Here is a 23,455-nt window from a genome sequence, read left to right on the forward strand (position 1 = left end):
AGCGATGCGACCGCGTAGACCGCCTCCTTAGCCTTCCGGGGACGCACCCCGAGGAGGGCCTCATGACCATCGTCCGCACCGCCGTCGCGGCTCCGTCCCCCATCGACACCCCGGGCAGAGATCGCGCGATAGACCTCGTCCGCGCCGCCTGCATCGCGGGGGTGGTCGTCCTCCACGCGATGATGGTCGGGGTCGCCGTGACCGACGCCGGCCCGTCCTTCGTCAACGCGAGCGACGGCACCCGGTGGATCGTCCCCCTCAGCTGGCTGCTGCAGGTGATGCCGCTGTTCTTCGTGATCGGCGGGTTCTCCGGTGCCACGGCACTTCGCCGTGCGCGGCGGCGCGGCCGGGACGGCGTCGACTTCGTCGCCGGGCGGATCCACCGCCTGCTCCTGCCCGCCCTGGTGACGATCGCCACTGTCGGTGCGCTGCTCGCCCTGCTCACCGCCGCCGGTGCCCCGGCGGATCTCGTCGCGCTCGCGGGATTCCGCTTCGCGCAGCCGCTGTGGTTCCTCGGCGTCTTCCTCGTCTGCCAGGCGCTGCTGCCGGTGCTTCTCCGTCTGCACGAGACCGCCCCGGTGCGGACCGTCACGATCCTCGCCGCGATGGCCGTGGTCGTCGACGTGGTCCGTGTCGGAACCGGCATCGACGCGTACGGCTTCCTGAACCTCGCCTTCGTGTGGCTCGCGCTCCAGCAGGTGGGATTCTTCCTGGCCGACGGACGGATCGACGCTCTGTCGCGGCGCTCGCGGATGCTGTGGGCCGCAGCGGCGATCGGCCTCCTCGCGATCTCCTTCGTCGCGGGCGTGCACTCGCCGGACCTCGTGGCCAACATCAACCCGCCGACGACGGCGCTGCTGCTCGTGGGCATCGCGCACACGGCGCTGTTCTCGCTTCTCCGCGGTCCGCTGGAGCGACTGGCGGCGCGCCCTGCTCCCGGGCGGCTCATCGATGCCGTCACGCCGCGCGCGATGACCGTCTACCTGTGGCACATGCCGGTGCTGCTGTGCCTGGCCGGGCTGACGGCCGCCGTCGCGACGATCACCACGCTGCCGCTTCCCGCGATCGACGGCCCGTGGTGGTGGCTCTCGCGCCCGGCATGGCTGGTGCTCGCGCTCGCGGCGACGGCCGCCGTCGCGTGGCCGCTCGCGCGCGTCGAGGCGATCCGGTCGCCGCAGGGTACGCGCTCGGTCGGGCGACTCGGCCTCGCCACCGGCGCCGGCACGGCCGCGGTCGCCCTCCTCCTGGTGGCGGGGACCACCGTTTTCACCGCTGCCGTCGCCGCCGCGCTCCTCGTCGCCGCGCTGCGGCTGGCACGCGCGCCGCAGTCGGGGATCGTAGAAGGCAGACAGCGGATCGGTCGATCATTCGTGGATCCCGTCCAAGAACCCGCCCCGACCTCCCCCTAGGCTGAGTGCCATGTCATCCATCGCCGCCGCTCCGACCGCCTCCGCCGGCACGCGTCGCGTCCTCGCCGACGTCATCGCCCGCCCGTCCTCCCGCGCTCGCGCGTTCGCCCTCGACGCCGGACTCGTCATCGCCGGTGCGACGATCGTCGCCCTCCTCGCCCAGGTCGAGATCCCGCTGTGGCCCGTGCCGATCACGGGTCAGACGCTCGGAGTCATCGTCGTCGGCGCAGCGCTCGGCGCCTGGCGCGGTGCCGCCGCGCTCACCACCTACATGCTGGTCGGACTCGCGGGCCTCCCGGTGTTCGCCGGCTTCACCGGCACCGTCGCCGCGATCGGCAAGCCCAGCTTCGGGTTCGTCATCGGCTTCATCTTCTCGGCGTTCGTCGCCGGCTGGTTCGCCGAGCGCGCGTGGGACCGCCGCCCCGGTCTCGCGTTCCTCGGCTTCGCCGCCGCGAGCGTCGTGCCGTTCCTGTTCGGCATCCCGTACATGGCCTTCATCCTCAACGTCGTGATGGGCCTGGACTACTCGTTCGGCGAGCTGCTCGCCGTCGGTCTCCTGCCGTTCATCCTGGGCGGCCTCATCAAGGCGGCTCTGGCCGCCGCGATCATCCCCGGCGCGTGGGCGCTCGTCCGCAAGGCGGACCAGAGCAAGAACTGAGACGGATGCCTCGACCCGAGGCATCCCTCCATCGAAAGCCCCCGGCTGCACAGCCGGGGGCTTTCGCGTTCGCGGGGCGTGAGCGACGGATTCGCAATCTGGGAAACGGCTGGGTAAGGTTGGCCTTACTGCGCCCTCGCTAAGGGCATCCTTACCTAACACATCCTCGGAGGATTCCGTGCGCCTCAACCGCCCCGCCGCCGCCACCGCGATGCTCGCCGTCGCCGCGATCGCTCTCGCCGGATGCGCGAGCGCGACCGCCGACAGCACCGGCGACACCGCCGACGCCGCTTCGGGGGCCGGCTTCCCGGTCACGATCGAGCACGCGTACGGCGAGACGGTGATCGAGTCCAAGCCCGAGCGCGTCGCGACCGTCGCGTGGTCGAACCAGGAGGTGCCGATCGCGCTGGGCGTCGTTCCCGTCGGCATGGCCGAGGTCACGTGGGGCGACGATGACGGCGACGGCGTGCTGCCCTGGGTCGAGGACAAGCTCGAAGAGCTCGGCGCCGAGACCCCGGTCCTCTTCGACGAGACCGACGGCATCGACTTCGAGGCGGTCGCCGACACGCAGCCCGACGTCATCCTCGCCGCGTACTCCGGCCTCACGCAGGAGGAGTACGACACTCTCTCGAAGATCGCGCCCGTGGTGGCGTACCCCGAGGTCGCGTGGGGCACGTCGTACGAGGACATGATCCGTCTCAACTCGCAGGCGCTCGGCCTCGCAGAGGAGGGCGACGCCCTCATCGAGGAGCTGCACGGCGAGGTCGACGCGGCGCTCGCCGACTACCCCGAGCTCGCCGACTCACGAGTGCTCTTCTCCTACATCGACCCGTCGGACTTCAGCCAGGTCGGCTTCTACACGAGCCTCGACACGCGTCCCGGCTTCCTCGAGGGCCTCGGCTTCCCCGTGCCGGCCGTCGTCGAGGAGGAGTCGGACGGCGTGCAGTTCTACACCACCGTGAGCGCCGAGCAGGCCGACCGCTTCGCCGACGTCGACGTGTTCGTCACCTACGGCGACGCGAGCGGCTCCATCATCGCGCAGCTGCAGGCGGACCCGCTCCTGTCGCAGATCCCGGCGATCGCCGAGGGCCGCATCGCGATCCTCGAGGAGGCGACCCCGCTCGCCGCTTCGGCCAACCCGTCGCCGCTGTCCATCGGCTGGGGCGTCGACGAGTACTTCGCGCTGCTCAACGCCGCCCTCACGGCTGACTGACCGAAGCCAGGAGCTCGATCGGGTGACTGTCACCGAGACGCGTACGCCGCTGCCGGATGCCGCAACCCTGCGGCGCCCGGCAGCGGTGCGACTGGCGTGGCTCGCGGTGTCGTTCGCGGTGCTCGCGATGCTCTGCGTCGCGAGCGTGGCGTTCGGCGTCCGCGACGTCGCGCTGAGCGACATCCTCGCCGGCCTCGGCGGCGACACCAGCGGGGTCGCACAGGCCGCCGTGGTGGCCCGGGTTCCCCGCACCGTGCTCGCCATCCTCGTCGGCGCCGCGCTGGCGATGTCGGGCGCGGCCATGCAGGCGGTGACCCGCAACCCTCTCGCCGACCCGGGCATCCTCGGGATCTCGGGCGGCGCCGCGCTCGCGGTCGTCATCGGCATCGCGTTCTTCGGCATGTCGGACCCCTACGCCTTCATCGCGGCCTCGATCATCGGCGCCGGCGGCGCCGCCGTGTTCGTCTACACGGTCGGCTCTCTCGGCCGGGGCGGAGCGACGCCGCTCAAGCTCGCCCTCGCGGGTGCCGCGACCTCGGCCGCCTTCATGTCTCTTGTGAGCGCGGTCCTCCTCCCCCGCGTCGATCTGCTCGAGACCTTCCGGTTCTGGCAGATCGGCGGGGTCGGCGGCGCGACCTGGGATCGCATCGCGACGATCCTGCCCATCCTGGTGATCGGCGCGGTGATCACCCTCGTCTGCGCACGCGGCATGAACTCGCTCGCGCTCGGCGACGACGTCGCGACGGGCCTCGGCGAGCACGTCCTGCGCACCCGGCTCATCGCGTCGGCGGGCGCCGTCATCCTGTGCGGTGCGGCCGTGGCCATCGCGGGTCCGATCGCCTTCGTGGGCCTGATCATCCCGCACCTGTGCCGTCTGCTCGTCGGCACCGACCACCGCTGGCTGCTCCCGTTCTCGGCGGTCGCAGGAGCGGTGCTGCTCGTCGCCGCCGACATCGTCGGCCGGGTCATCGCCCGCCCGGACGAGATCGAAGTCGGCATCCTCACGGCTCTCGTCGGCGCCCCGTTCTTCATCTGGATCGTCCGCAGGCAGAAGGTGCGAGAGCTGTGAGCACCGACACCCTCCTCCGTCCCGCTGCGCAGGCGGTCGTCGCCGGACGACGGCGCCGCAGCCGTCGCCGCGTCATCGTGACCGCCGCCCTCGCCGCCGGCGTCGTGCTGGTCTTCGTCGCGTCGCTCATGATCGGGCAGACGTTCTACGGCCTCGACGAGGTCGTCCGTGTCCTCCTCGGGCAGACCGTTCCCGGCGCCTCGTTCACCGTCGGCGAGCTGCGCCTCCCGCGCGCGGTCCTCGCGATCCTCGCGGGATTCGCGTTCGGCATCGCGGGCGTGACGTTCCAGACGATGCTGCGCAACCCGCTCGCGTCTCCCGACATCATCGGGATCACCGCCGGTGCGAGCGCGGCGGCCGTGTTCGGCATCGTCATCCTGTCGCTCAGCGAGACCGCGGTGTCCGTGCTCGCCGTCGTGGGCGGCCTCGCGACCGCGCTCGCCATCTACCTGCTCTCGAACAAGGGCGGATTCGCCGGCACGCGCCTGATCCTCATCGGCATCGGCGTCGCCGCCATGCTCGACGCGGCGGTCACCTACGTGCTCTCGAAGGCCCCCGCCTACGATCTGCAGGCGGCGATGCGCTGGCTCACCGGAAGCCTGAACGGGGCGACCTGGTCCACGGTGCTCCCGCTTGCGATCGCGAGCGTCGTGCTCGTGCCGGCGCTGCTGGCGAAGGGTCGCGACCTGAATGTCCTGCGCCTCGGCGACGACGCGGCCGCGAGCCTCGGCATCCGTCTTCAGGGCACCCGGGTGGTGGTGATCGTCGCGGCCGTCGCGCTGCTGGCGTTCGCGACCGCCGCCACCGGTCCGATCGCGTTCGTCGCGTTCATGGCCGGCCCCATCGCGGCGCGCATCGTCGGCCCCGGCGGATCGCTGCTGCTGCCGTCCGCCCTCGTCGGCGCGCTCCTGGTGCAGCTGTCAGACCTCCTGGGACAGTTCGCATTCGACAGCCGCTACCCGGTCGGGGTCGTCACCGGCGTGCTCGGCGCCCCTTTCCTCATCTACCTCCTCATCAGGACGAACCGCTCCGGAGGCTCACTATGACCGAATCCCACAGCCTGTCGGCGGAGGGCCTGACACTGTCGTACGGTGACCGCACGATCGTCGAGGGTCTCGACCTCGTGATCCCGCCCGGTCGCATCACCGCGATCGTGGGCGCGAACGGGTGCGGCAAGTCGACCCTCCTGCGCGCGCTCGCGCGTCTCATCTCGCCCCGCGAGGGCCAGGTGATCCTGGACGGCAAGACCCTCCACGGCCGCGCGACGAAAGAGATCGCGCGCACCCTGGGGCTCCTCCCCCAGAGCCCGATCGCTCCCGAGGGCATCGCCGTCGCCGACCTCGTCGGTCGCGGGCGGCACCCGCACCAGAAGCTGCTGGCGCGCTGGAGCTCGCACGACTACGAGGTCGTCGCGCAGGCGCTCGCCGCCACGGGCGTCGAAGAGCTCGCCGACCGGTCGGTCGACGAGCTGTCGGGCGGACAGCGCCAGCGCGCGTGGATCGCGATGGCACTCGCACAGGAGACCGACATCCTGCTGCTCGACGAGCCCACGACCTTCCTCGACGTCGCGCACCAGGTCGAGGTGCTCGACCTCCTCACCGACCTCAACCGCGACCGCGGCACCACGATCGTGATGGTGCTGCACGACATGAACCTCGCCGCCCGGTACGCCGACCACCTCTTCGCGCTGCGGTCCGGCCGCGTCGTCGCGAGCGGAGCGCCTGACGACGTCATGACCGGCGAGCTCATCCGCGAGGTCTTCGATCTCGACGCGCTGGTCGTACCCGATCCCGTGTCGGGCTCGCCCATCGTCCTCCCCCGCGGCCGGCACCACGTGTCGTCCCGCGTGTCTGCCGCCGCACCCGCGCTCGCCGCGGCCCCCACTCCCCTGCCGACAGGAGCCTGACGATGACCGACACCGACGTCCCCTCCCGCTTCTTCCGTGCGCGTGTGACGGCCATCGCCGATGTGACGCCCAGCTTCCGCCGCTTCACCTTCGGCGGCGACGACCTCGCCGACTACGGCGACCCGGGGCTCGACCAGCGCATCAAGATCGTCTTCCCGACGCGCACGCTCGGCCTCGACGCGATGCCGCTCGGCGACGACTGGTACACGCAGTGGCGCGAGCTGCCCGAGGAGCAGCGCCTGCCGTTCCGCACCTATACGACGCGCTACGTGCGCAACCACCTCAGCGAGGTGGACGTCGACATGGTCTCGCACGACGTGATCGGCCCCGCCTCCGACTGGATCGATCGCGCGCAGGTGGGCGACGAGGTGCTCATCTTCGCGCCGACCACCGCCCACAGCGGTGTGAGCTTCGGCATCGACTTCGTGCCCCCGGCCCGCGTCGACTCGATCCTGCTCGCCGGCGACGAGACAGCCGCGCCCGCGATCGCCGCGATCCTCGAGCAGCTCCCCCGCGACGCGAGCGGAGTGGTGGCGGTCGAGCTGCCGCACGCCGACGACGCCGCGTACTTCCCGCGGCATCCCGGTTTCGAGTACCGCATCGGCGCGCGCGCGGACGGCGAGCGTCACGCGCACCTCGTGGAGTCGGTGACCGATGCCGCGGCCCGCCTGGTGCCCGCGGGCGCCGGCGCGGACGTCGAGGAGGTCGACATCGACACCGACATCCTGTGGGAGGTGCCGCGCACCGCCAAGGGCGGGGCGGCGCTGAAGAGCGCGCGCCTCTATGCGTGGCTCGCCGGCGAGGCCGGCGCGATCAAGGCCCTGCGCCGCCACCTCGTCACCGAGCGCGGCGTCGACCGCCGCGCGGTCGCGTTCATGGGCTACTGGCGCCTCGGCCGAGCGGAGAATTGACGCGCTTCCGCAGGCTCAGGCGCGTCGCGTCGCCTCGTGCGCGTGCCCGAGCCTGAGGCCCGGGATCAGCGCGCCGAGCGCGAGCACCACGGCGATGCCGAACACCGCGGGGAAGCCCGCATCCGTCCCCACGAGCGCGGTGAAGACGAGGCCCATGACCGCGATCGAGGACGCCGAGCCGACGGCGTCGGAGATCGACAGCGCCGACGAGTTGAAGCCCTGATTCTGCGGCGTCGAGTACGCCAGCGTCAGCACGGTCAGACGCGGGTACATGAGACCCATGCCACCGCCGGCCAGACCCCATCCCGCGATGAGCACCGCGGGGTGCAGCCCGAACAGCGCGGTCGCCCCCGCGACGAGCAGCGCCGTCACGAGCAGTGCGGTGCCGGTGAGCGTGATGCGTGCGTTGCCGAGGCGGTCCCCGAAGCGGCCCTGCACGTCGGCGGCGACCGCCCACGCCAGCGCTGCAGCCGTGAGCCCGAGGCCCGCCCACGTCGGCGAGAACCCGTAGCCGTCGATCAGCAGGTACGGCACGTAGATCTCCGCGCCGAACAGCGCACCCGCGATGAGCCCGCGCATCAGCACGACGCTCGGCAGCCCTCTTGCGGCCACGAGCGTGCCGCGCGGCAGCAGCGGCCGCGACGCCAGCCCGATGACGACGACGGATGCTGCCACCGCCGCCCACGCCCACGCTCCGAGTTCACCCGCCAGGCTGAGCCCGAGCGCCCCGACCGCCACCGCGACCGCGCAGGCCAGGCGCGGTGCGATGCGGGCCGTCGAGGGCTCATCGGTGTCGAGCGGGAGTCCGTGCAGCCGGGCGACGACCATCGCGAACGCCACGACGGTCAGCGCCGCGACGCCGAGGAACACCCACCGCCAGTGCAGGAACTCCGTCACGGCCCCGGCGAGGAACGGGCCGATGAGCGACGGCACGACCCACGCCGCCGAGAACGCGGCGAAGACCCGGCCGTGCATGGCGCCCGGGTACACGCGGGCGACGACCACGTAGAGGGCCACGGTCTGCCCGCCGGTGCCGAGGCCCTGCACCAGGCGGCCCGCGACAAGCGCCGGCATCGTGAAGGCGAATCCGGCGATGAGCAGGCCCACGACGAACAGCGCGACGGCGGTGCTGAGCGGGGCGAGCACGCCGCCGCGGTCGCACCACGCGCCGACCGCGACCATGCCGATGACGCTCGTGGCCAAGGTGCCGGCGAACGCCACCGCGTACAGGCGCTCGCCGTCGAGATCGGCGCTCACCACCGGCATCACCGTGGTGACGGCGAGCGACTGCATCGCCGCCAGGAAGATGAGCGCGACGGCGCCGACGGTCACCCAGACGAATCGGCCCTGCCAGATCCCGGTGGCGGGCGCGGACTCCGGCTCAGCCGTCACGATCGCGCCAGGGCGCCGACGCGCTCCACCGCCTCGCGGAGCAGGTCGGGGTCGCAGCCGAAGTTGATGCGGACGTAGCCCTTGCCTTCGCTGCCGAACAGCGGCCCGTGGTGCAGCGCCACCTTGGCATCACGCAGCACCTTGACGGCCGGGTTCTCGCCCCAGCCGTACGCGGAGAGGTCGACCCACGCCAGGAAGCCGGCATCGGGAGGCAGGTAGCGCGCCTCGGGCAGGTGCTCGGCGAGGAGGTCGGCCAGCAGCATCCGGTTCGCGTCGAGGGCCGCGAGCAGGCTCGCCAGCCACTCGTCGCTGTCGGCCGAGTAGGCGGCGACGTTCGACAGCGCTCCGAACAGACCGGTGCGCCACTCTACCTCCCACGGCAGGGCACGCAGCTCCTTGGCCTGAGGGTCACCACCCGCCACCATCACGGCGCACTTGAGGCCGGCGAGGTTGAACGTCTTGCTCGCGCTGGTCACCGCGTAGCCGACGCGCCCCGCGGAGTCGGACGCCGAGAGGAACGGGGTGAACGGCTTCTGGGCGTAGGTCAGGGGGCCGTGGATCTCGTCACTGATGACGGTCGCTCCGAACCCTTCCGCGATGTCGGCCAGCGCCGCCAGCGTCTCGCGCGTGTGCACGGTGCCGGTGGGGTTGTGCGGGTTGCACAGCAGCACTGTCCGCGCGCCGCCGGCCAGCGCGGCCTCGACGCCGAGGAGGTCGATCTCCCATCCGTCGTCTCCCTCGACGAGCGGTACGCGCTCGACGACGCCGCCGGCCTCCTCCACGGTGTCATAGAACGGCGGGTACACGGGCGGCATCACGACCACACGGTCGCCCGGCTCGATCACCCGGCGGAGGATCTCGACGACGCCCATCATCACGTCGCCCGTCCAGAAGACGTGGGATGGTTCGACGCTCCAGCCCCAGCGGCGCGCGGCGAAGCCCACGAACGCCTCGCGCACGCCGGGCTCCGGCGGGGTGTAGCCGGTGTCGCCGAGCTGCACGGCCCGCGTCAGCACCTCGGTGATCGCCGGCGCCAGGGCGTAGTCCGTCTCGGCGACGAAGAACGGCAGGACGTCCTCCCCGTACTTGCGCCACTTCGTGCTCGTGCGCTGACGCAGCTCGTCGATGGGCAGGGCTCGAAGGGGGGTGACGCTCACCCCTCGACCCTACCGAGCCGGGGCGATTGCGCCCCCGAGTGAGTCACCGTGTGAAGGTGCCGAGGTCGTGCTGATCGAAGTACTCCAGGACGAGGGTGTCGCCGGTGAAGGTCGCTTTCGAGATGCTTCCGGGGTTCGCGTTCTCGCTGTAAGGGCGGAAGACGAACTCGTCCCCCGACCAGTGCTCGAGCGGCCACTCGCCGGTCGGTCCCAGCCTCAGCACGAGGTCGTCGCCCTCGACCGCCACCTCGGCCGCGCCGAAGTACTCATTCGCGTAGGAGCCCGCGTACTCCGCGAGCGCGCGAGCCGGCTCCGGATCCGTCGGCGGCTCCTCGCCGAGGAGCGAGCCGAACGGCGCGTTGAACCGCTCGAAGACGCCGTTCCAGAACGTCACCCAGTCGCGCCGCTCCTCGCCGAACTGCGCGATGTCCATGAACCGCGAGGCCACGCCCTCTGCGACGCCGTTCGCGGCGGCGTTGGACAGCACCACGATGCCGAGGCCCGCAGCCGGGAGCACCTTCACGATGGTTCCGGTCCCCATCGCGAACGCGCCCGAGTGATTGACGTCGACCATGCCACCCACCGACGTCGACACGTTGAAGCCGTATCCGTACGCGCCCGCCCGCGCGCCGAACTGGGTGGGCGCGCCCATGATCATCTGCGGCGACATCGCCGGAAGCAGCGATGACTGCTCGATGAAGACGTCGCCCTCCTGCTCCCCTGCCGCGAGCAGCATCGTCGTCCAGGTGAGCATGTCGGCGATGCTCGAGCTCGCCCCGCCGGCCGGTGACTGCTCATCCGGCTGACGCTGCTCGGGGTTGACGATCCACTCGCCGTCCTGCTGGATGTGGCCGAGGGCGCGGTTATCGCGCGACTCCAGGTCGGCGAAGCGCGACGACGTGGAGGTCATGCCGAGCGGCGCGTAGAGGAGGCGCTCCGAGAGGTCCGCCCAGTCCTCCCCCGCCGCGCGCGCGACCGATTCGCCGGCGGCTGTGATGTCGAAGTTCCCGTAGTGATAGACGGCCCGGAACGGCTCGAGGGGCACGAAGCGCAGTCGCTCGAGCACCTCGGCCCTGTCGTACCCGATCTCTTCGAGCTCATCTCCGGCGTGCTCGTACAGCCCCGACCGGTGCGCGTACATGTCGGCGATCGTCACGTTCTCGCCGGCATAGGGATCTGAGAGCGTGAAGCCCTCGAGGTTCGCGGCGACGGGTGTGTCCCAGGTGACGATGCCCTCGTCGATCGCACGGGCGACGACCGTGGCCCCCAGCGACTTCGAGACCGACGCCATCGCGAACACCGTGTCGGCATCCACGGCGTCACCCGAATCGACATCGCGCACGCCGAAGCCTTCGGCGAAGACGACCTCGCCGTCGTAGACCACGCCCACGCCGACACCCGGTGTGCCGGACAGGTCCATGGCGTCACGCACGGCATCGGGGAGATCCTTCACCGCGGCGTCGACCTGCTCTGCGGTCACCGAGGCGAGCGAATCCACGCTCGGATCCGCGTTCACCTCCGGCGGCGTGGACGACGGCGTCGGCTGCGACGCGGCCGGCGCGAAGGTGCAGCCTGTCGCGATCAGCCCCACGACCAGCAGAATCCCGATACTGCTCAGCCTTAGCGACCTGTTCGCCTCCATGTGGGGAGTGTGGCAGGTTCAGGCGCGCGGCGCGACCATCCTGGTTCGTGCGAGGGAGACGTCAGATCGCGAAGCCGAGCGCGCGCATCATGTCGCGCCCGTCGTCGGTGATGCGCTCGGGGCCCCACGGCGGCATCCACACCCAGTTGATGCGGAACCGCTCGACGATGTCGTCGAGGGCCTGGGCCGTCTGCTCCTCGAGCACGTCGGTGAGCGGGCACCCGGCCGACGTGAGGGTCATGTGGATGACCAGCGCGTCGTTCTCGTCGTCCCACGCGAGATCGTAGATGAGGCCGAGGTCGACGACGTTGATCCCGAGCTCGGGGTCCATGACGTCCTTGAGAGCCTCGGTCACCTCGTCGTACTTCTCAGGGGTGAGCGTCGCCGTCATAAGGTCGATCCTACGCTTCGCTGCCGACGGGGGCCTCGGCCGGCTCCACTTCGCCCGCAGGCAGGAAGCGGTCGTAACCCTCGTCCTCGAGGCGGTCGGCGAGCTCGGGGCCGCCCTCCTCGACGATGCGCCCGTTCACCATGACGTGCACGAAGTCGGGTGCGATGTAGCGCAGGATGCGGGTGTAGTGCGTGATGAGCAGCACACCGAGGTCGGTCTCTGCCTTGGCGCGGTTCACGCCCTCCGACACGATCTTCAGCGCGTCGACGTCGAGGCCGGAGTCCGTCTCGTCGAGCACGGCGATCTGCGGCTTGAGCAGCTCGAGCTGGAGGATCTCGTGGCGCTTCTTCTCGCCGCCGGAGAAGCCCTCGTTGACGTTGCGCGACGCGAACTTCGGGTCCATGCGCAGGTTCTTCATCGACGCCTTGACGTCCTTCGTCCACGTGCGGATCGAGGGCGCCTCGCCGTCGATCGCGGTCTTCGCGGTGCGCAGGAAGTTGGTGACGGTGACACCGGGGATCTCCACCGGGTACTGCATCGCGAGGAACAGGCCCGCGCGGGCACGCTCGTCGACCGACATCGCGAGGACGTCCTCGCCGTCGAGCGTGATCGAGCCGCTCGTCACGTTGTACTTGGGGTGTCCGGCGATCGTGTAGGCGAGCGTCGACTTGCCCGAGCCGTTGGGGCCCATGATCGCGTGGGTCTCACCCGTGCGGATCGTAAGCGTCAGACCGTTGAGGATCGGCGTGGTGCCGGCATCCGTCTCGACCGTCACGTGGAGGTCGCGGATCTCGAGAACAGACATTCTTCAGTACCTTCTTCAGTTCACTTCGAGCTTGACGGTCGCGTCGATGAGCACGTCATCGCCGTCGACGGTGACCGCGAAGACCGGGACCGGCTCGTACGCGGGGAGGTTGAGGGGCTTGCCGGTGCGCAGCGAGAACGCCGAGCCGTGGGCCCAGCATTCGAGCGACTCGCCGTCGACGAATCCTTCCGACAGCGAGATGTCGCCGTGGGTGCAGACGTCGCCGATCGCGTGGACCTCGCCGTTCGAGTCGAGCACGACAGCGATCGCGACGCCGTCCACCTCGACCCGGGTGGCTTCGTCCTGGACGAGGTCGCTGAGGGCGCACACACGCTGAGCGGTCACAGGCCGGCCTCCTTGGCGAGTTCTTCCTCGATGGCGGCGAACAGCTCCGCCTCGAGGTCTTCGACACCGATCTTCTGCACGATCTCGGCGAGGAATCCGAGCACGACGAGGCGTCGCGCCTCGTCCTCGGTGATCCCGCGGGCCTGCAGGTAGAACAGCTGCTCGTCGTCGAAGCGTCCGGTCGCGCTGGCGTGGCCGGCACCGCGGATGTCGCCCGTCTCGATCTCGAGGTTCGGGATCGACTCGGCGCGCGCGCCTTCGGTGAGGACGAGGTTGCGGTTGGCCTCGTACGAGTCGGTGCCGACGGCGTCCGGCCCGATGAGGACGTCGCCGATCCACACCGTGCGCGCTGCGGCGCCCTGCAGGGCGCTCTTGTACAGCACGTCGCCCGACGTCTCCGCGCCCTTGTGGTGCAGGTACACCTGGCTCTCGAGGTGCTGCCCCGAGTCGGAGTAGCTGAGGCCGTAGAGCTCGGCGCGCGACCCGGTGCCCGCGAGCTCGACGCTCGGGTTCACGCGCACGATGCCGCCGCCGAAGCTGACGACGACGTGGCGGAGGGTCGCGTCGCGCTCGACGCGGGCCTGGTGCGACGACACGTGCACGGCGTCGTCGTCCCAGCGCTGCACGGTGACCAGCTCGAGATGGGCGCCTTCGCGCACGATGATCTCGACGTTCTGGGCGAACTGGGCGCTCCCGGCGTGGCGCAGCACGACGGTGGCGCGGCTGTGACGGGATGCCTCGATCACGATGTGCCCGTGGGCGAGGAGCTCGGCGCCCGCACCCGTGGCCTCGATGACCACCGGCTCGTCGAGCTCGGCCTCGGCGGGGACCGACACGTACAGGGCTTCGGCGGAGCGGCTCCAGGCGACGGCCGCGGACAGGTCCTCAGGCTGGAAGACCTCGCCGCGCGGCGCGGCGCCGAGCGCGAGACCGGCGGCCGCGAGCGGGCCGGTCACGGCCACGGACACGGCGCCGGCGTCGCCGGCGGCATCCGTGAAGAGGCGCTGCAGGCGCTGGACGGGCGTGTGCTTCCAGTTGACCTCGCGGCCCGTGGGCGCCTCGAAGGCGGTCGGGTCGAACGACCAGGGTCGCTCGGAGCGGGTCTGCACGGGCACGAAGGCACCGGCGCCATCGGTGTGGCCCTTCGCGCCGGGAACGGTGGGGGCCTCGGTGGTGGGGCTCATCTAGCCGACGGATCCTTCCATGCCCATCTCGATGAGCTTGTTGAGTTCGAGCGCGTACTCCATGGGCAGCTCGCGCGCGATCGGCTCGATGAAGCCGCGCACGATCATGGCCATGGCCTCGTCTTCGGGCATGCCGCGGCTCATCAGGTAGAAGAGCTGCTCCTCGCTGACCTTGGAGACCGTGGCCTCGTGGCCGAGCTGCACGTCGTCGACCCGGATGTCGATCGCCGGGTACGTGTCGGAGCGCGAGATCGTGTCGACCAGGAGCGCATCGCAGCGCACGGTGTTGGCCGAGTGGTGCGCGTTGGCGTCGACGCGGACCTCGCCGCGGTAGCCGGCACGGCCTCCGCCGCGGGCGATCGACTTCGAGACGATCGACGACTGCGTGTAGGGCGCCATGTGGATCATCTTCGCGCCGGCGTCCTGGTGCTGGCCGGGGCCTGCGAAGGCGACCGAGAGGGTCTCGCCCTTCGCGTGCTCGCCCATGAGGAAGATCGACGGGTACTTCATCGTGACCTTCGAGCCGATGTTGCCGTCGATCCACTCCATCGTCGCGCCCTCGTGCGCCACGGCGCGCTTGGTGACGAGGTTGTAGACGTTGTTCGACCAGTTCTGGATCGTCGTGTAACGAACGCGGGCGTTCTTCTTCACGATGATCTCGACGACCGCCGAGTGCAGCGAGTCGCTCTTGTAGATCGGGGCCGTGCAGCCCTCGATGTAGTGCACGTACGAGCCCTCGTCGGCGATGATGAGCGTCCGCTCGAACTGGCCCATGTTCTCGGTGTTGATCCGGAAGTACGCCTGCAGCGGGATCTCGACGTGCACGCCCGGCGGCACGTAGACGAACGATCCGCCCGACCACACGGCCGTGTTCAGCGCCGCGAACTTGTTGTCGCCGGCGGGGATCACCGTGCCGAAGTACTCCTCGAAGAACTCGGGGTGCTCGCGCAGGGCCGTGTCGGTGTCCATGAAGATGACGCCCTGCTGCTCCAGGTCCTCGCGGATCTGGTGGTACACGACCTCGGACTCGTACTGGGCGGCCACGCCCGCGACGAGGCGCTGACGCTCCGCCTCGGGGATGCCGAGCTTCTCGTACGTGTTGCGGATGTCTTCGGGCAGCTCCTCCCAGGAGCCGGCCTGCTTCTCCGTCGACCGCACGAAGTACTTGATGTTGTCGAAGTCGATCTCGCTGAGATCCGCGCCCCACGTGGGCATCGGCTTGCGGCCGAACAGCTGATAGCCCTTCAACCGCGTCTTGAGCATCCATTCGGGCTCGCTCTTGAGCGCCGAGATGCCCCGCACCACGGCCTCATCGATGCCTCGCTTCGCCACGGCTCCCGCGGCGTCGGCATCATGCCACCCGAACTCGTAGACGCCCAGGCCGTCCAGCTCAGGGCGATCGATCAGCACATCAGACATCGTCACGTTCTCCTCCGGGCCCTGGCGGTGTCATCCGTCCCGGCATCCGTGTTCTCCGGTGGAGATACCGGAGGGGGGATGCCGCTTCTCGGGCCCTCTCAAGCGGCGCCGACCATCGCGCCTAGACTGTCAGTGGTGCGCGGCGCTGTGAAGTGCGTGCGCAACCGACCCCTCGATTCTACAGGTTCCACCCCGCCGCGGACGCGCCCCGTCTGTCACGCGCAGCACGTGGAGCCTCTGCCAGGAGGCACCCCCCGCATGTCCGCGCCCCAGTCCACGACCACCGCCCCCGGAATCTGGCAGCGCTTCTGGCAGTGGCTCCCCGACCGCGTCGACAAGCGGATCCGCGTCTTCGCGTGGCTGTCGTTCATCGCCGAGGTCACGATCATCGGCACGGGCGGCGCCGTGCGCCTCACCGGCTCGGGCCTCGGCTGCCCCACGTGGCCGACCTGCACGCCCGAATCCCTGGTGCCCACGCACGAGATGGGCATCCACGGCCTGATCGAGTTCGGCAACCGCACCATGACGGGCCTGGTCGGCATCATCGCCGCCATCGTGCTCGTGCTGGTCCTGAAGCTGCGTCACGAGCGCCGCGACCTCTATGTGCTCGCCGTCGTCGTGCTCGGCGGCGTCGCCGCGCAGGCGATCGTCGGCGGCATCACCGTGCTCACGGGCCTCAACCCGTTCATCGTCGGCTTCCACTACGTCTCGTCCCTCGCGCTGGTCTGCGTCACCGCGGCGTTCCTGGTGCGGATGTCGCAGCCCGCCGGGCCGCGCACGCTCGTCGTTCCGCGCTGGCACGCGATGCTGGCGCATGTCACGACGCTCGCGATGGCGCTCACCATCGCGTTCGGCGTGCTGACCACCGGCGCCGGTCCCCACTCCGGCGATGCCGACGCAGGCCGCAACGGCTTCAACGCCGAACTGCTGGAGCACGTCCACGCGTGGCCGGGCTACGCGCTGTTCGCCCTGACCGTCGCGCTCGTGTTCGCCGGCTGGCGGGCGCGCGCGGACGCTCCGGCGCTGCTGCGCTGGACCGTGGTCCTGCTCGGCGTCGAACTCGTGCAGATCGCCGTCGGGCTGTACCAGGCCCGCAACGGACTGCCCGAGCTCGCGGTCGGCGTCCACATGGTCCTCGCCGCCCTGGCCGCCGCCGCGATGACGACCGTCGTGCTGCACCTGAAGGCGCCCGCGACCGAGCCCGTCCACAGCTGATCCATAGCAACCCGATTGGCGTCGCACGGACTCCTTTGCGATTGTGGGATGCCGCGACCACCCGGGTCGCGCATCCCGAGGAGTGATCGACACATGCCCACCCGTCCCCGTCTCACCCGCAGCATCCCGTTCTGGGGCCTCGTCGTCGTCTCCGTGGCGACGATCGCCGGCGGCTGGTACATCACCACCGACAAGCTCGGCTCGATGACGACGACCCTGACCGACGGCAGCGCGACCGGCGTCGACGTGTATGTCGGCCAGTCGATCGCCCAGCTCGGCTCGATCCTCATCGGCGCCGGCGTCATCGGCGTCCTGCTCGCGCTCGGCGTCGCCGCCGTCTCGACGCTCCGCCCGCACGCCCCCGTCGAGGTCGTCGAGCCCATCGACTGGAACTCTGAGGCCGAGACCGCCGCCGAGGAGCCCCAGGCCGCCGAGGCGAAGACCGACGCCGCCCCCGCCGAGGCCGCTGAGCCGGTCGACGCCGAGGCCGAGGCATCCGTCGCCGCACGCTGATCCACCCCGCACAACGCAAGAGGCCGCCCCGTTCGGGGCGGCCTCTTCGCGTCTGTGTCAGATCAGAACGGGAGCAGCGGGTCGACGGCGATCGCGACGAAGAGCAGCGTGAGGTACGTGATCGAGGCGTGGAAGACGCGCATCGGGCGCGGCTCGGTGCCCCGCACGGCGCGGTTGTAGAGCACGTGCGACTCGTAGATGAACCAGCCGCCGAAGACGAGCGACGACACCGTGTACACGAGACCCATGTCGGCGACGGGGATCAGCAGCAGGGAGCACACGACAGTGGCCCACGCGTACAGGATGACCTGCAGGCCCACCTGCGAGCCCGCGCGCGTCGCGCCGAGCATTGGCACGTCGACCCCTTCGTACTGGTCCTTGTACTTCATCGACAACGGCCAGTAGTGCGGCGGGGTCCACAGGAAGACGAGGGTGAACAGGATGACCGGCGGCCACGCGAGCGACCCCGTCACCGCGGTCCAGCCGATCAGCACCGGGAAGCAACCCGCGATGCCGCCCCACACGATGTTCTGCTCGGTGCGGCGCTTGAGGATCATCGTGTAGATCACGACGTAGAAGAAGATGGCGGCGGCCGACAGGGTCGCGGCCAGCCAGTTCGTGGTGAGCCACAGCCACACGGTCGAGAACGCCGCGAGCGACCACGCGAAGATCAGTGCGCCGCGCGGCGAGACCTCGCCGGTGACGAGCGGACGGTTCACCGTGCGCTGCATGTGCGCGTCGATGTCGCGGTCGAGGTACATGTTGAACGCGGCGGCCGACCCGGCGCTCGCGGTGCCGCCGATGACGGTCGCGACGACCAGCCACACATCCGGGAAGCCGCCCTGCGCGAGGATCATGACCGGCACGGTCGTCACCAGCAGCAGTTCGAGCACGCGCGGCTTCATCAGCGCGATGTACGCGCGGACGGTGCGGCCGAAGGTCTGCGGAGGTCGGCTGGATCCGTCGACGGATGCCACGGTCACGGCCGTTCTCGTGCTGTCCATGGCCCCCGCAATCGCCGCCTGCAGAATCCCCCCAAGTCTAGGGCATCGGCGTGTCGCGCCCGGCCCACGGGGCGCGTGCAGCGGTGCCCGGCTGATCACATCGGCCGAACGGCGGGCGTGAGCAGAACGTGACTCCCACGACACCGGGATGTCACCGACGGCGACCCGGGCTTCGCAAGACTCTGTCACATAGACGGCTTGCATGGCCTAGGCGGTATGCCCCTTCGCTATGCTGAGAAACACGCGCGCCCGTCGCCGATTCCCCCTTCTCCATCCGGACAAGGGCCGCGAGCCGGCCACATTCTTGGGCGCACCTCCAACGAAAGGCGGCCCGGTGTCGGAACTGGCTTGGGATGAGATCGATCGGCGCGCGGTGGACACCGCCCGCGTCCTGGCAGCGGACGCGGTGGAGAAGGTCGGCAACGGCCACCCCGGCACGGCGATGAGCCTGGCGCCGGCCGCGTACCTGCTCTACCAGCGCGTGCTGCGCCACGATCCCACGGACACCCATTGGGTCGGACGCGACCGGTTCATCCTGTCGGCCGGCCACTCGTCGCTGACCCAGTACGTGCAGCTGTACCTGGGCGGATTCGGGCTCGAGCTCGACGACCTGAAGGCGCTGCGCACGTGGGGCTCGCTGACCCCGGGTCACCCCGAGTACGGCCACACCAAGGGCGTCGAGATCACGACCGGCCCGCTGGGCCAGGGCCTCGCCTCGGCGGTGGGCTTCGCGTACGCGGCCCGCTACGAGCGCGGCCTGTTCGATCCGGAGGCCGCCGCGGGTGAGTCGCCGTTCGACCACCACATCTACGTGATCGCCGGTGACGGCGACCTGCAGGAGGGCGTCACCTCCGAAGCGTCCTCGCTCGCGGGTCACCAGGAGCTCGGCAACCTGATCGCGATCTACGACTCGAACCAGATCTCCATCGAGGACGACACCAACGTGGCGTTCACCGAGGACGTCGCCAAGCGCTACGAGTCGTACGGCTGGCACGTGCAGGTCGTGGACTGGAAGAAGACCGGGCAGTACGTCGAGGACGTCGCAGAGCTGCACTCGGCGATCGAGGCGGCGAAGGGCGAGACTTCCAAGCCGTCGCTCATCGTGCTGCGCACCATCATCGGCTGGCCGTCGCCCGGCAAGCAGAACACCGGCAAGATCCACGGCTCCGCGCTCGGCGGCGACGAGCTCGCCGCGACGAAGAAGGTCCTCGGCTTCGACCCCGAGCAGTCCTTCGTCGTCGCCGACGACGTGATCGCCCACACGCGGGCGCTCGCCGACCGTGCCGCCGAGGAGCGCGCGGTGTGGCAGACCTCGTTCGACGCGTGGGCCGCGGCGAACCCGGAGCGCAAGGCGCTGTTCGACCGCCTCGAGGCCGGCGATCTGCCCGAGGACGTGGCGTCCGCCCTGCCGTCGTTCGAAGCCGGCAAGGATGTCTCGACGCGTGCCGCGTCGGGCACGGTCATCAACGCGCTGGCCGCGGTGCTGCCCGAGCTGTGGGGCGGCTCGGCCGACCTCGCCGAGTCGAACCTGACCACCATCAAGGACGCGAAGTCGTTCATCCCGGCCGAGTGGTCGACCCACGAGTGGTCGGGCGACCCGTACGGCCGCGTGCTGCACTTCGGCATCCGCGAGCACGCCATGGGCGCGATCGTCAACGGCATCAAGCTTCACGGTCCGACCCGTCCGTTCGGCGGCACGTTCCTCATCTTCAGCGACTACATGCGCCCGTCGGTGCGTCTGGCCGCGCTGATGAACATCCCGTCGATCTTCGTCTGGACGCACGACTCCGTCGCGCTCGGCGAGGACGGCCCGACCCACCAGCCGGTCGAGCAGCTCGCGACGCTGCGCGCAATCCCGAACTTCACGGTGGTGCGCCCCGCCGACGCGAACGAGACCTCGGCCGCGTGGCTGGAGATCGTGCGCCGTCAGGGCGGCCCGTCGGGCATCGCGCTGACCCGCCAGAACATCCCGGTGTTCGCGCGCGGCACCGGCGAGGCATCGGGTGACGTGTTCGCGTCGACCGACGGCGTCGCCAAGGGCGCGTACATCCTCGCCGAGGCGCCGAACGGCACCCCCGACGTGATCCTCATCGCGACCGGCTCCGAGGTGCAGCTGGCGGTCGCCGCCCGCGAGACCCTCGCCGCCGAGGGCATCAACGCCCGCGTGGTGTCGGCGCCGTCGCTCGAGTGGTTCGACGAGCAGGACGCCGCGTACCGCGAGAAGGTCCTCCCCGCCGCCGTCAAGGCGCGCGTGTCGGTCGAGGCCGGCTCCGCGCTCACCTGGCGCGGCATCGTCGGCGACGCCGGCCGCTCCGTCGCGATCGACCACTTCGGTGCGTCGGCCGACTACAAGACCCTGTTCCAGAAGTTCGGCATCACCGCCGAGCACGTCGTCGAGGCCGCCCGCGAGTCCCTCGCGGCCACGGCAGCACTCGAACTCGCAACGGCGAAGTAAGCACGAGGAGAAGGCAGAATGAGCACCCCCACTGAGAAGCTGGTCGCCGAAGGCGTGAGCATCTGGCTCGACGACCTGTCGCGCGAGCGCATCACGTCGGGCAACCTGACCGAACTCATCTCGACGCGCAACGTGTCGGGCGTCACGACGAACCCCACGATCTTCCAGGGCGCGATCGGCGGCGGCGGACACTCCTACGCCGACCAGATCGGCGAGCTCGCCAAGGCGGGCGCGTCGGTCGACGACGCGATCTTCGCGGCGACGACCGACGACGTGCGCGACGCGGCCGACATCTTCCGTCCCGTCTACGACGCCACGAACGGCGTGGACGGCCGCGTGTCGATCGAGGTCTCCCCCGATCTCGCCCACGACACCGACGCGACGATCGCGCAGGCCAAGGAGCTGTGGGCGAAGGTCGACCGGCCCAACGTGCACATCAAGATCCCCGCGACGAAGGCAGGCCTGCCCGCCATCACCGCGGTGCTCGCCGAGGGCATCTCGGTCAACGTGACGCTGATCTTCAGCCTCGAGCGCTACGCCGAGGTCATCGAGGCCTTCCTCGCCGGCCTCGAGCAGGCGCAGGCCAACGGCCACGACATCTCGCAGATCCACTCCGTCGCGTCGTTCTTCGTCTCGCGCGTGGACACCGAGGTCGACAAGCGCCTCGCCGCGATCGGCACCGACGAGGCCGCAGGCCTCAAGTCGCTCGCGGGTGTCGCGAACGCGCGCCTCGCGTACGAGCTGTACGAGAAGGCGTTCGCCACCGACCGCGCGAAGGCGCTGACGGATGCCGGCGCCCACGCCCAGCGTCCGCTGTGGGCGTCGACCGGCGTCAAGGACCCGAACCTCCCCGACACGCTGTACGTCACCGAGCTCGTCGCCCCCGGCACCGTCAACACCATGCCGGAGAAGACGCTGGAGGCGACCTTCGACCACGGCCAGATCGCCGGCGACGCCGTGACCGGCACCTACGAGGCCGCGCACCAGGTGTTCGCCGACCTCGCGGCCGTCGGCGTCGACTTCGCCGACGTCACGCAGGTGCTCGAGGACGAGGGCGTCAGCAAGTTCATCGCCTCCTGGCACGACCTGCAGGGCACCGTGAGGACGGCCCTCGAGGACGCACTCCAGGCCACCCGATGAGCTTCGACATCCACCTGTCGGGGCACGTCAAGTCGGTCGTCGAGGCGACGCTCCCCGGGCTCGTCGCGAGCCTCGTGGCGTCGGGGATCACCGGCGGCGACTCGTCGCTGTGGGGTCCCGAGGCGGAGGACGAGGCTTCCCGTCGACTCGGGTGGACCGAGGCCGTCAGCGTCTCGCGTCCGCTCGTCCCCGAGATCCTGGCGCTGCGCGAGCGCCTGCACGCGCGCAACGTGACCCGCATCGTGCTCGCGGGCATGGGCGGCTCGTCGCTCGCGCCCGAGGTCATCATGCAGACCTCGGGGGCGCCGCTGGTGATCCTCGACTCGACCGCGCCGGGCCAGGTGCTCGCCGCGATCGACGGCGACGCCGAGGCCGGCGACCTCACGCGCACCGCGCTGGTGGTGTCGTCGAAGTCGGGATCCACCGTCGAGACGGACTCCGCCAAGCGCGCGTTCGAGGCCGCGTTCCGCGACCTCGGCATCGACCCGGCCGAGCGGATCATCGTCGTGACCGACCCGGGCTCGCCGCTGGACGCGGAGGCCCGTGCCGACGGCTACACGGTGTTCAACGCCGACCCGAACGTCGGAGGCCGCTACTCCGCGCTGACCGCGTTCGGCCTGGTGCCGGCCGGTCTCGCCGGGGCTGACATCTCGGAACTCCTCGACGAGGCCGAGGCGTCGCTGCTCGAGGTCTCGATCGACAGCCCCGACAACCCGGCGCTCGTGCTCGCCGCGGCGATCGCCGGTGGCGAGCCCCGCAAGGACAAGCTCGGCCTCATCACGGACGGCACCCACATCGTGGGGCTCCCGGACTGGATCGAGCAGCTCGTCGCCGAGTCGACGGGCAAGGAGGGCACCGGGATCCTGCCGGTCGTCCTGCTGCCGGTCTCCCCCGAGGTCGACGCGAAGCCCGCCGATCTGCAGATCGTGCGCTTCGTCGACGAGGCCAAGAAGTTCCACCTGTTCGAGCACCACGAGGGCGAGATCCTCGTGAGCGGCTCCCTCGGCGCGCAGTTCGTGGTGTGGGAGTACGCGACGGCGATCGCGGGACGGATGCTGGGCATCAACCCGTTCGATCAGCCCGACGTCGAGTCCGCCAAGGTCGCGGCCCGTGGGCTTCTCGACGCGCGTCCCGAGCCCACCGCCCCGGCGTTCGCCGTGGAGGGTGTCGAGGTGCGCGTCTCGGACCCCGAGCTCGCAGCATCCGGAACCGTCGCCGGTGTGCTCGACGCGCTCTGGGCGCGCCTTCCCGAGGACGGCTACGTCGCCATCCAGGCGTACGTCAACCGCCTCGAGCTCGGCCAGCTCTCGGGCTTGCGCGAACTCGTCGCCGCGGACTCGGGACGCCCGACCACGTTCGGCTGGGGACCCCGGTTCCTGCACTCGACGGGCCAGTACCACAAGGGCGGCCCGGCGAACGGCGTGTTCGTGCAGATCCTCGAGCAGACCGATGTCGACCTCGAGATCCCCGGCCGGCCGTTCACCTTCGGCCAGCTGATCCAGGCGCAGGCCGCGGGCGACGCGGCCGTGCTCGCCGAAGGCCACGGCCGTCCCGTCGTGACCCTGACCCTCACCGACCCCCAGATCGAAGTGCTCTCGCTCTTCGAAGCGGCACAGTAGGAGTTCGA

At 70.5% G+C, this 23,455-nt stretch carries 21 protein-coding genes; 12 read left to right on the forward strand and 9 right to left on the reverse strand.

The window, feature by feature from the left end:
• Positions 1-62: 62 nt before the first annotated feature.
• The 7 genes from ACFC1K_RS15260 (at position 63) to ACFC1K_RS15290 (ending at position 7,166) form a co-directional block, all read left to right on the forward strand.
• On the forward strand, positions 63-1,409 hold the full coding sequence (locus ACFC1K_RS15260; RefSeq protein ID WP_375872245.1) for an acyltransferase: 1,347 nt from the start codon (positions 63-65) through the stop codon (positions 1,407-1,409).
• A gap of 10 nt (positions 1,410-1,419) precedes the next feature.
• Positions 1,420-2,067 (forward strand): biotin transporter BioY, encoded by a 648-nt coding sequence (locus tag ACFC1K_RS15265; RefSeq protein ID WP_056367174.1) that lies wholly within the window; start codon positions 1,420-1,422, stop codon positions 2,065-2,067.
• Positions 2,068-2,245: 178 nt separating this feature from the next.
• Positions 2,246-3,280, forward strand: coding sequence for an iron-siderophore ABC transporter substrate-binding protein (locus ACFC1K_RS15270; RefSeq protein ID WP_375872246.1), 1,035 nt, complete (start codon positions 2,246-2,248; stop codon positions 3,278-3,280).
• A 22-nt stretch (positions 3,281-3,302) separates the two neighbouring features.
• A complete protein-coding gene (locus ACFC1K_RS15275; protein ID WP_310290517.1) occupies positions 3,303-4,349 on the forward strand; it encodes an iron ABC transporter permease in 1,047 nt (348 codons plus the stop codon).
• Positions 4,346-5,395, forward strand: a complete 1,050-nt coding sequence (locus ACFC1K_RS15280; protein ID WP_375872247.1) for a FecCD family ABC transporter permease — start codon at positions 4,346-4,348, stop codon at positions 5,393-5,395. The genes ACFC1K_RS15275 and ACFC1K_RS15280 overlap by 4 nt, the downstream gene beginning before the upstream one ends.
• Entirely contained in the window at positions 5,392-6,255 is an 864-nt protein-coding gene (locus ACFC1K_RS15285; RefSeq protein WP_375872248.1) for an ABC transporter ATP-binding protein, read from the forward strand. The genes ACFC1K_RS15280 and ACFC1K_RS15285 overlap by 4 nt, the downstream gene beginning before the upstream one ends.
• A gap of 2 nt (positions 6,256-6,257) precedes the next feature.
• On the forward strand, positions 6,258-7,166 hold the full coding sequence (locus ACFC1K_RS15290; RefSeq protein ID WP_375872249.1) for a siderophore-interacting protein: 909 nt from the start codon (positions 6,258-6,260) through the stop codon (positions 7,164-7,166).
• A gap of 15 nt (positions 7,167-7,181) precedes the next feature.
• Here the strand turns inward: ACFC1K_RS15290 and ACFC1K_RS15295 are convergent, their stop codons facing one another.
• The 8 genes from ACFC1K_RS15295 to sufB form a co-directional block, all read right to left on the reverse strand.
• Positions 7,182-8,558, reverse strand: coding sequence for an MFS transporter (locus ACFC1K_RS15295; RefSeq protein WP_310290506.1), 1,377 nt, complete (start codon positions 8,556-8,558; stop codon positions 7,182-7,184).
• A complete protein-coding gene (locus ACFC1K_RS15300) occupies positions 8,555-9,715 on the reverse strand; it encodes a MalY/PatB family protein (RefSeq protein WP_375872250.1) in 1,161 nt (386 codons plus the stop codon). The genes ACFC1K_RS15295 and ACFC1K_RS15300 overlap by 4 nt, the downstream gene beginning before the upstream one ends.
• A 43-nt stretch (positions 9,716-9,758) precedes the next feature.
• On the reverse strand, positions 9,759-11,357 hold the full coding sequence (locus ACFC1K_RS15305) for a serine hydrolase (protein WP_375872251.1): 1,599 nt from the start codon (positions 11,355-11,357) through the stop codon (positions 9,759-9,761).
• A 61-nt stretch (positions 11,358-11,418) separates the two neighbouring features.
• The gene (locus ACFC1K_RS15310; protein WP_045298811.1) at positions 11,419-11,748 is read right to left on the reverse strand and encodes a metal-sulfur cluster assembly factor; all 330 of its coding nucleotides are present in this window, start codon (positions 11,746-11,748) and stop codon (positions 11,419-11,421) included.
• Between the two features lie 10 nt (positions 11,749-11,758).
• Positions 11,759-12,553, reverse strand: a complete 795-nt coding sequence (gene sufC / locus ACFC1K_RS15315; RefSeq protein WP_310290501.1) for a Fe-S cluster assembly ATPase SufC — start codon at positions 12,551-12,553, stop codon at positions 11,759-11,761.
• Positions 12,554-12,568: 15 nt separating this feature from the next.
• Positions 12,569-12,898 carry a non-heme iron oxygenase ferredoxin subunit gene (locus ACFC1K_RS15320; RefSeq protein ID WP_045298814.1) on the reverse strand — a complete coding sequence of 110 codons (330 nt, stop codon included), beginning with the start codon at positions 12,896-12,898 and terminating at the stop codon, positions 12,569-12,571.
• Positions 12,895-14,082: a Fe-S cluster assembly protein SufD gene (gene sufD, locus ACFC1K_RS15325; RefSeq protein WP_375872252.1), complete on the reverse strand. Its 1,188-nt coding sequence runs from the start codon at positions 14,080-14,082 to the stop codon at positions 12,895-12,897. Before sufD ends, ACFC1K_RS15320 begins: the two co-directional genes overlap by 4 nt.
• A complete protein-coding gene (sufB, locus tag ACFC1K_RS15330) occupies positions 14,083-15,501 on the reverse strand; it encodes a Fe-S cluster assembly protein SufB (RefSeq protein ID WP_310290495.1) in 1,419 nt (472 codons plus the stop codon). It abuts the gene before it with no gap.
• A gap of 258 nt (positions 15,502-15,759) precedes the next feature.
• On the opposite strand from sufB, the gene ACFC1K_RS15335 reads away from it, so the two are divergent.
• Both ACFC1K_RS15335 and ACFC1K_RS15340 read left to right on the forward strand, forming a co-directional pair.
• Complete coding sequence (locus ACFC1K_RS15335) at positions 15,760-16,716, forward strand: heme A synthase (protein ID WP_375872253.1); 957 nt, start codon at positions 15,760-15,762, stop codon at positions 16,714-16,716.
• A 93-nt stretch (positions 16,717-16,809) separates the two neighbouring features.
• Complete coding sequence (locus ACFC1K_RS15340) at positions 16,810-17,229, forward strand: dinucleotide-utilizing enzyme (RefSeq protein ID WP_375872254.1); 420 nt, start codon at positions 16,810-16,812, stop codon at positions 17,227-17,229.
• 62 nt (positions 17,230-17,291) lie between these two features.
• Here ACFC1K_RS15340 and ACFC1K_RS15345 read toward each other — a convergent pair whose 3' ends face one another.
• Positions 17,292-18,233 carry a heme o synthase gene (locus ACFC1K_RS15345; RefSeq protein WP_375872255.1) on the reverse strand — a complete coding sequence of 314 codons (942 nt, stop codon included), beginning with the start codon at positions 18,231-18,233 and terminating at the stop codon, positions 17,292-17,294.
• A gap of 334 nt (positions 18,234-18,567) precedes the next feature.
• Between ACFC1K_RS15345 and tkt the strand changes: the two genes are divergently transcribed.
• Genes tkt through ACFC1K_RS15360 form a run of 3 tightly spaced genes read left to right on the forward strand, consistent with a single transcriptional unit; the run spans position 18,568 to position 23,447 of the window.
• The gene (gene tkt, locus ACFC1K_RS15350) at positions 18,568-20,688 is read left to right on the forward strand and encodes a transketolase (protein ID WP_375872256.1); all 2,121 of its coding nucleotides are present in this window, start codon (positions 18,568-18,570) and stop codon (positions 20,686-20,688) included.
• Positions 20,689-20,706: 18 nt separating this feature from the next.
• On the forward strand, positions 20,707-21,828 hold the full coding sequence (tal, locus tag ACFC1K_RS15355; RefSeq protein ID WP_375872257.1) for a transaldolase: 1,122 nt from the start codon (positions 20,707-20,709) through the stop codon (positions 21,826-21,828).
• Positions 21,825-23,447 carry a glucose-6-phosphate isomerase gene (locus ACFC1K_RS15360; protein WP_375872258.1) on the forward strand — a complete coding sequence of 541 codons (1,623 nt, stop codon included), beginning with the start codon at positions 21,825-21,827 and terminating at the stop codon, positions 23,445-23,447. The genes tal and ACFC1K_RS15360 overlap by 4 nt, the downstream gene beginning before the upstream one ends.
• Positions 23,448-23,455 lie beyond the last annotated feature (8 nt).

This window comes from Microbacterium sp. NPDC056057, from assembly GCF_042266945.1.
Classification (GTDB): Bacteria; Actinomycetota; Actinomycetes; order Actinomycetales; family Microbacteriaceae; genus Microbacterium; species Microbacterium trichothecenolyticum_C.

Bases quoted from the DNA above. Each gene is read 5' to 3' on its own strand.
- ACFC1K_RS15260 (WP_375872245.1), top strand. From the start codon at position 63: ATGACCATCGTCCGCACCGCCGTCGCGGCTCCGTCCCCCATCGACACC.
- ACFC1K_RS15265 (WP_056367174.1), top strand. From the start codon at position 1,420: ATGTCATCCATCGCCGCCGCTCCGACCGCCTCCGCCGGCACGCGTCGC.
- ACFC1K_RS15285 (WP_375872248.1), top strand. From the start codon at position 5,392: ATGACCGAATCCCACAGCCTGTCGGCGGAGGGCCTGACACTGTCGTAC.
- ACFC1K_RS15290 (WP_375872249.1), top strand. From the start codon at position 6,258: ATGACCGACACCGACGTCCCCTCCCGCTTCTTCCGTGCGCGTGTGACG.
- ACFC1K_RS15305 (WP_375872251.1), bottom strand. From the start codon at position 11,357: ATGGAGGCGAACAGGTCGCTAAGGCTGAGCAGTATCGGGATTCTGCTG.
- ACFC1K_RS15310 (WP_045298811.1), bottom strand. From the start codon at position 11,748: ATGACGGCGACGCTCACCCCTGAGAAGTACGACGAGGTGACCGAGGCT.
- sufC (WP_310290501.1), bottom strand. From the start codon at position 12,553: ATGTCTGTTCTCGAGATCCGCGACCTCCACGTGACGGTCGAGACGGAT.
- sufD (WP_375872252.1), bottom strand. From the start codon at position 14,082: ATGAGCCCCACCACCGAGGCCCCCACCGTTCCCGGCGCGAAGGGCCAC.
- sufB (WP_310290495.1), bottom strand. From the start codon at position 15,501: ATGTCTGATGTGCTGATCGATCGCCCTGAGCTGGACGGCCTGGGCGTC.
- ACFC1K_RS15335 (WP_375872253.1), top strand. From the start codon at position 15,760: ATGTCCGCGCCCCAGTCCACGACCACCGCCCCCGGAATCTGGCAGCGC.
- ACFC1K_RS15340 (WP_375872254.1), top strand. From the start codon at position 16,810: ATGCCCACCCGTCCCCGTCTCACCCGCAGCATCCCGTTCTGGGGCCTC.
- ACFC1K_RS15345 (WP_375872255.1), bottom strand. From the start codon at position 18,233: ATGGACAGCACGAGAACGGCCGTGACCGTGGCATCCGTCGACGGATCC.
- tal (WP_375872257.1), top strand. From the start codon at position 20,707: ATGAGCACCCCCACTGAGAAGCTGGTCGCCGAAGGCGTGAGCATCTGG.
- ACFC1K_RS15360 (WP_375872258.1), top strand. From the start codon at position 21,825: ATGAGCTTCGACATCCACCTGTCGGGGCACGTCAAGTCGGTCGTCGAG.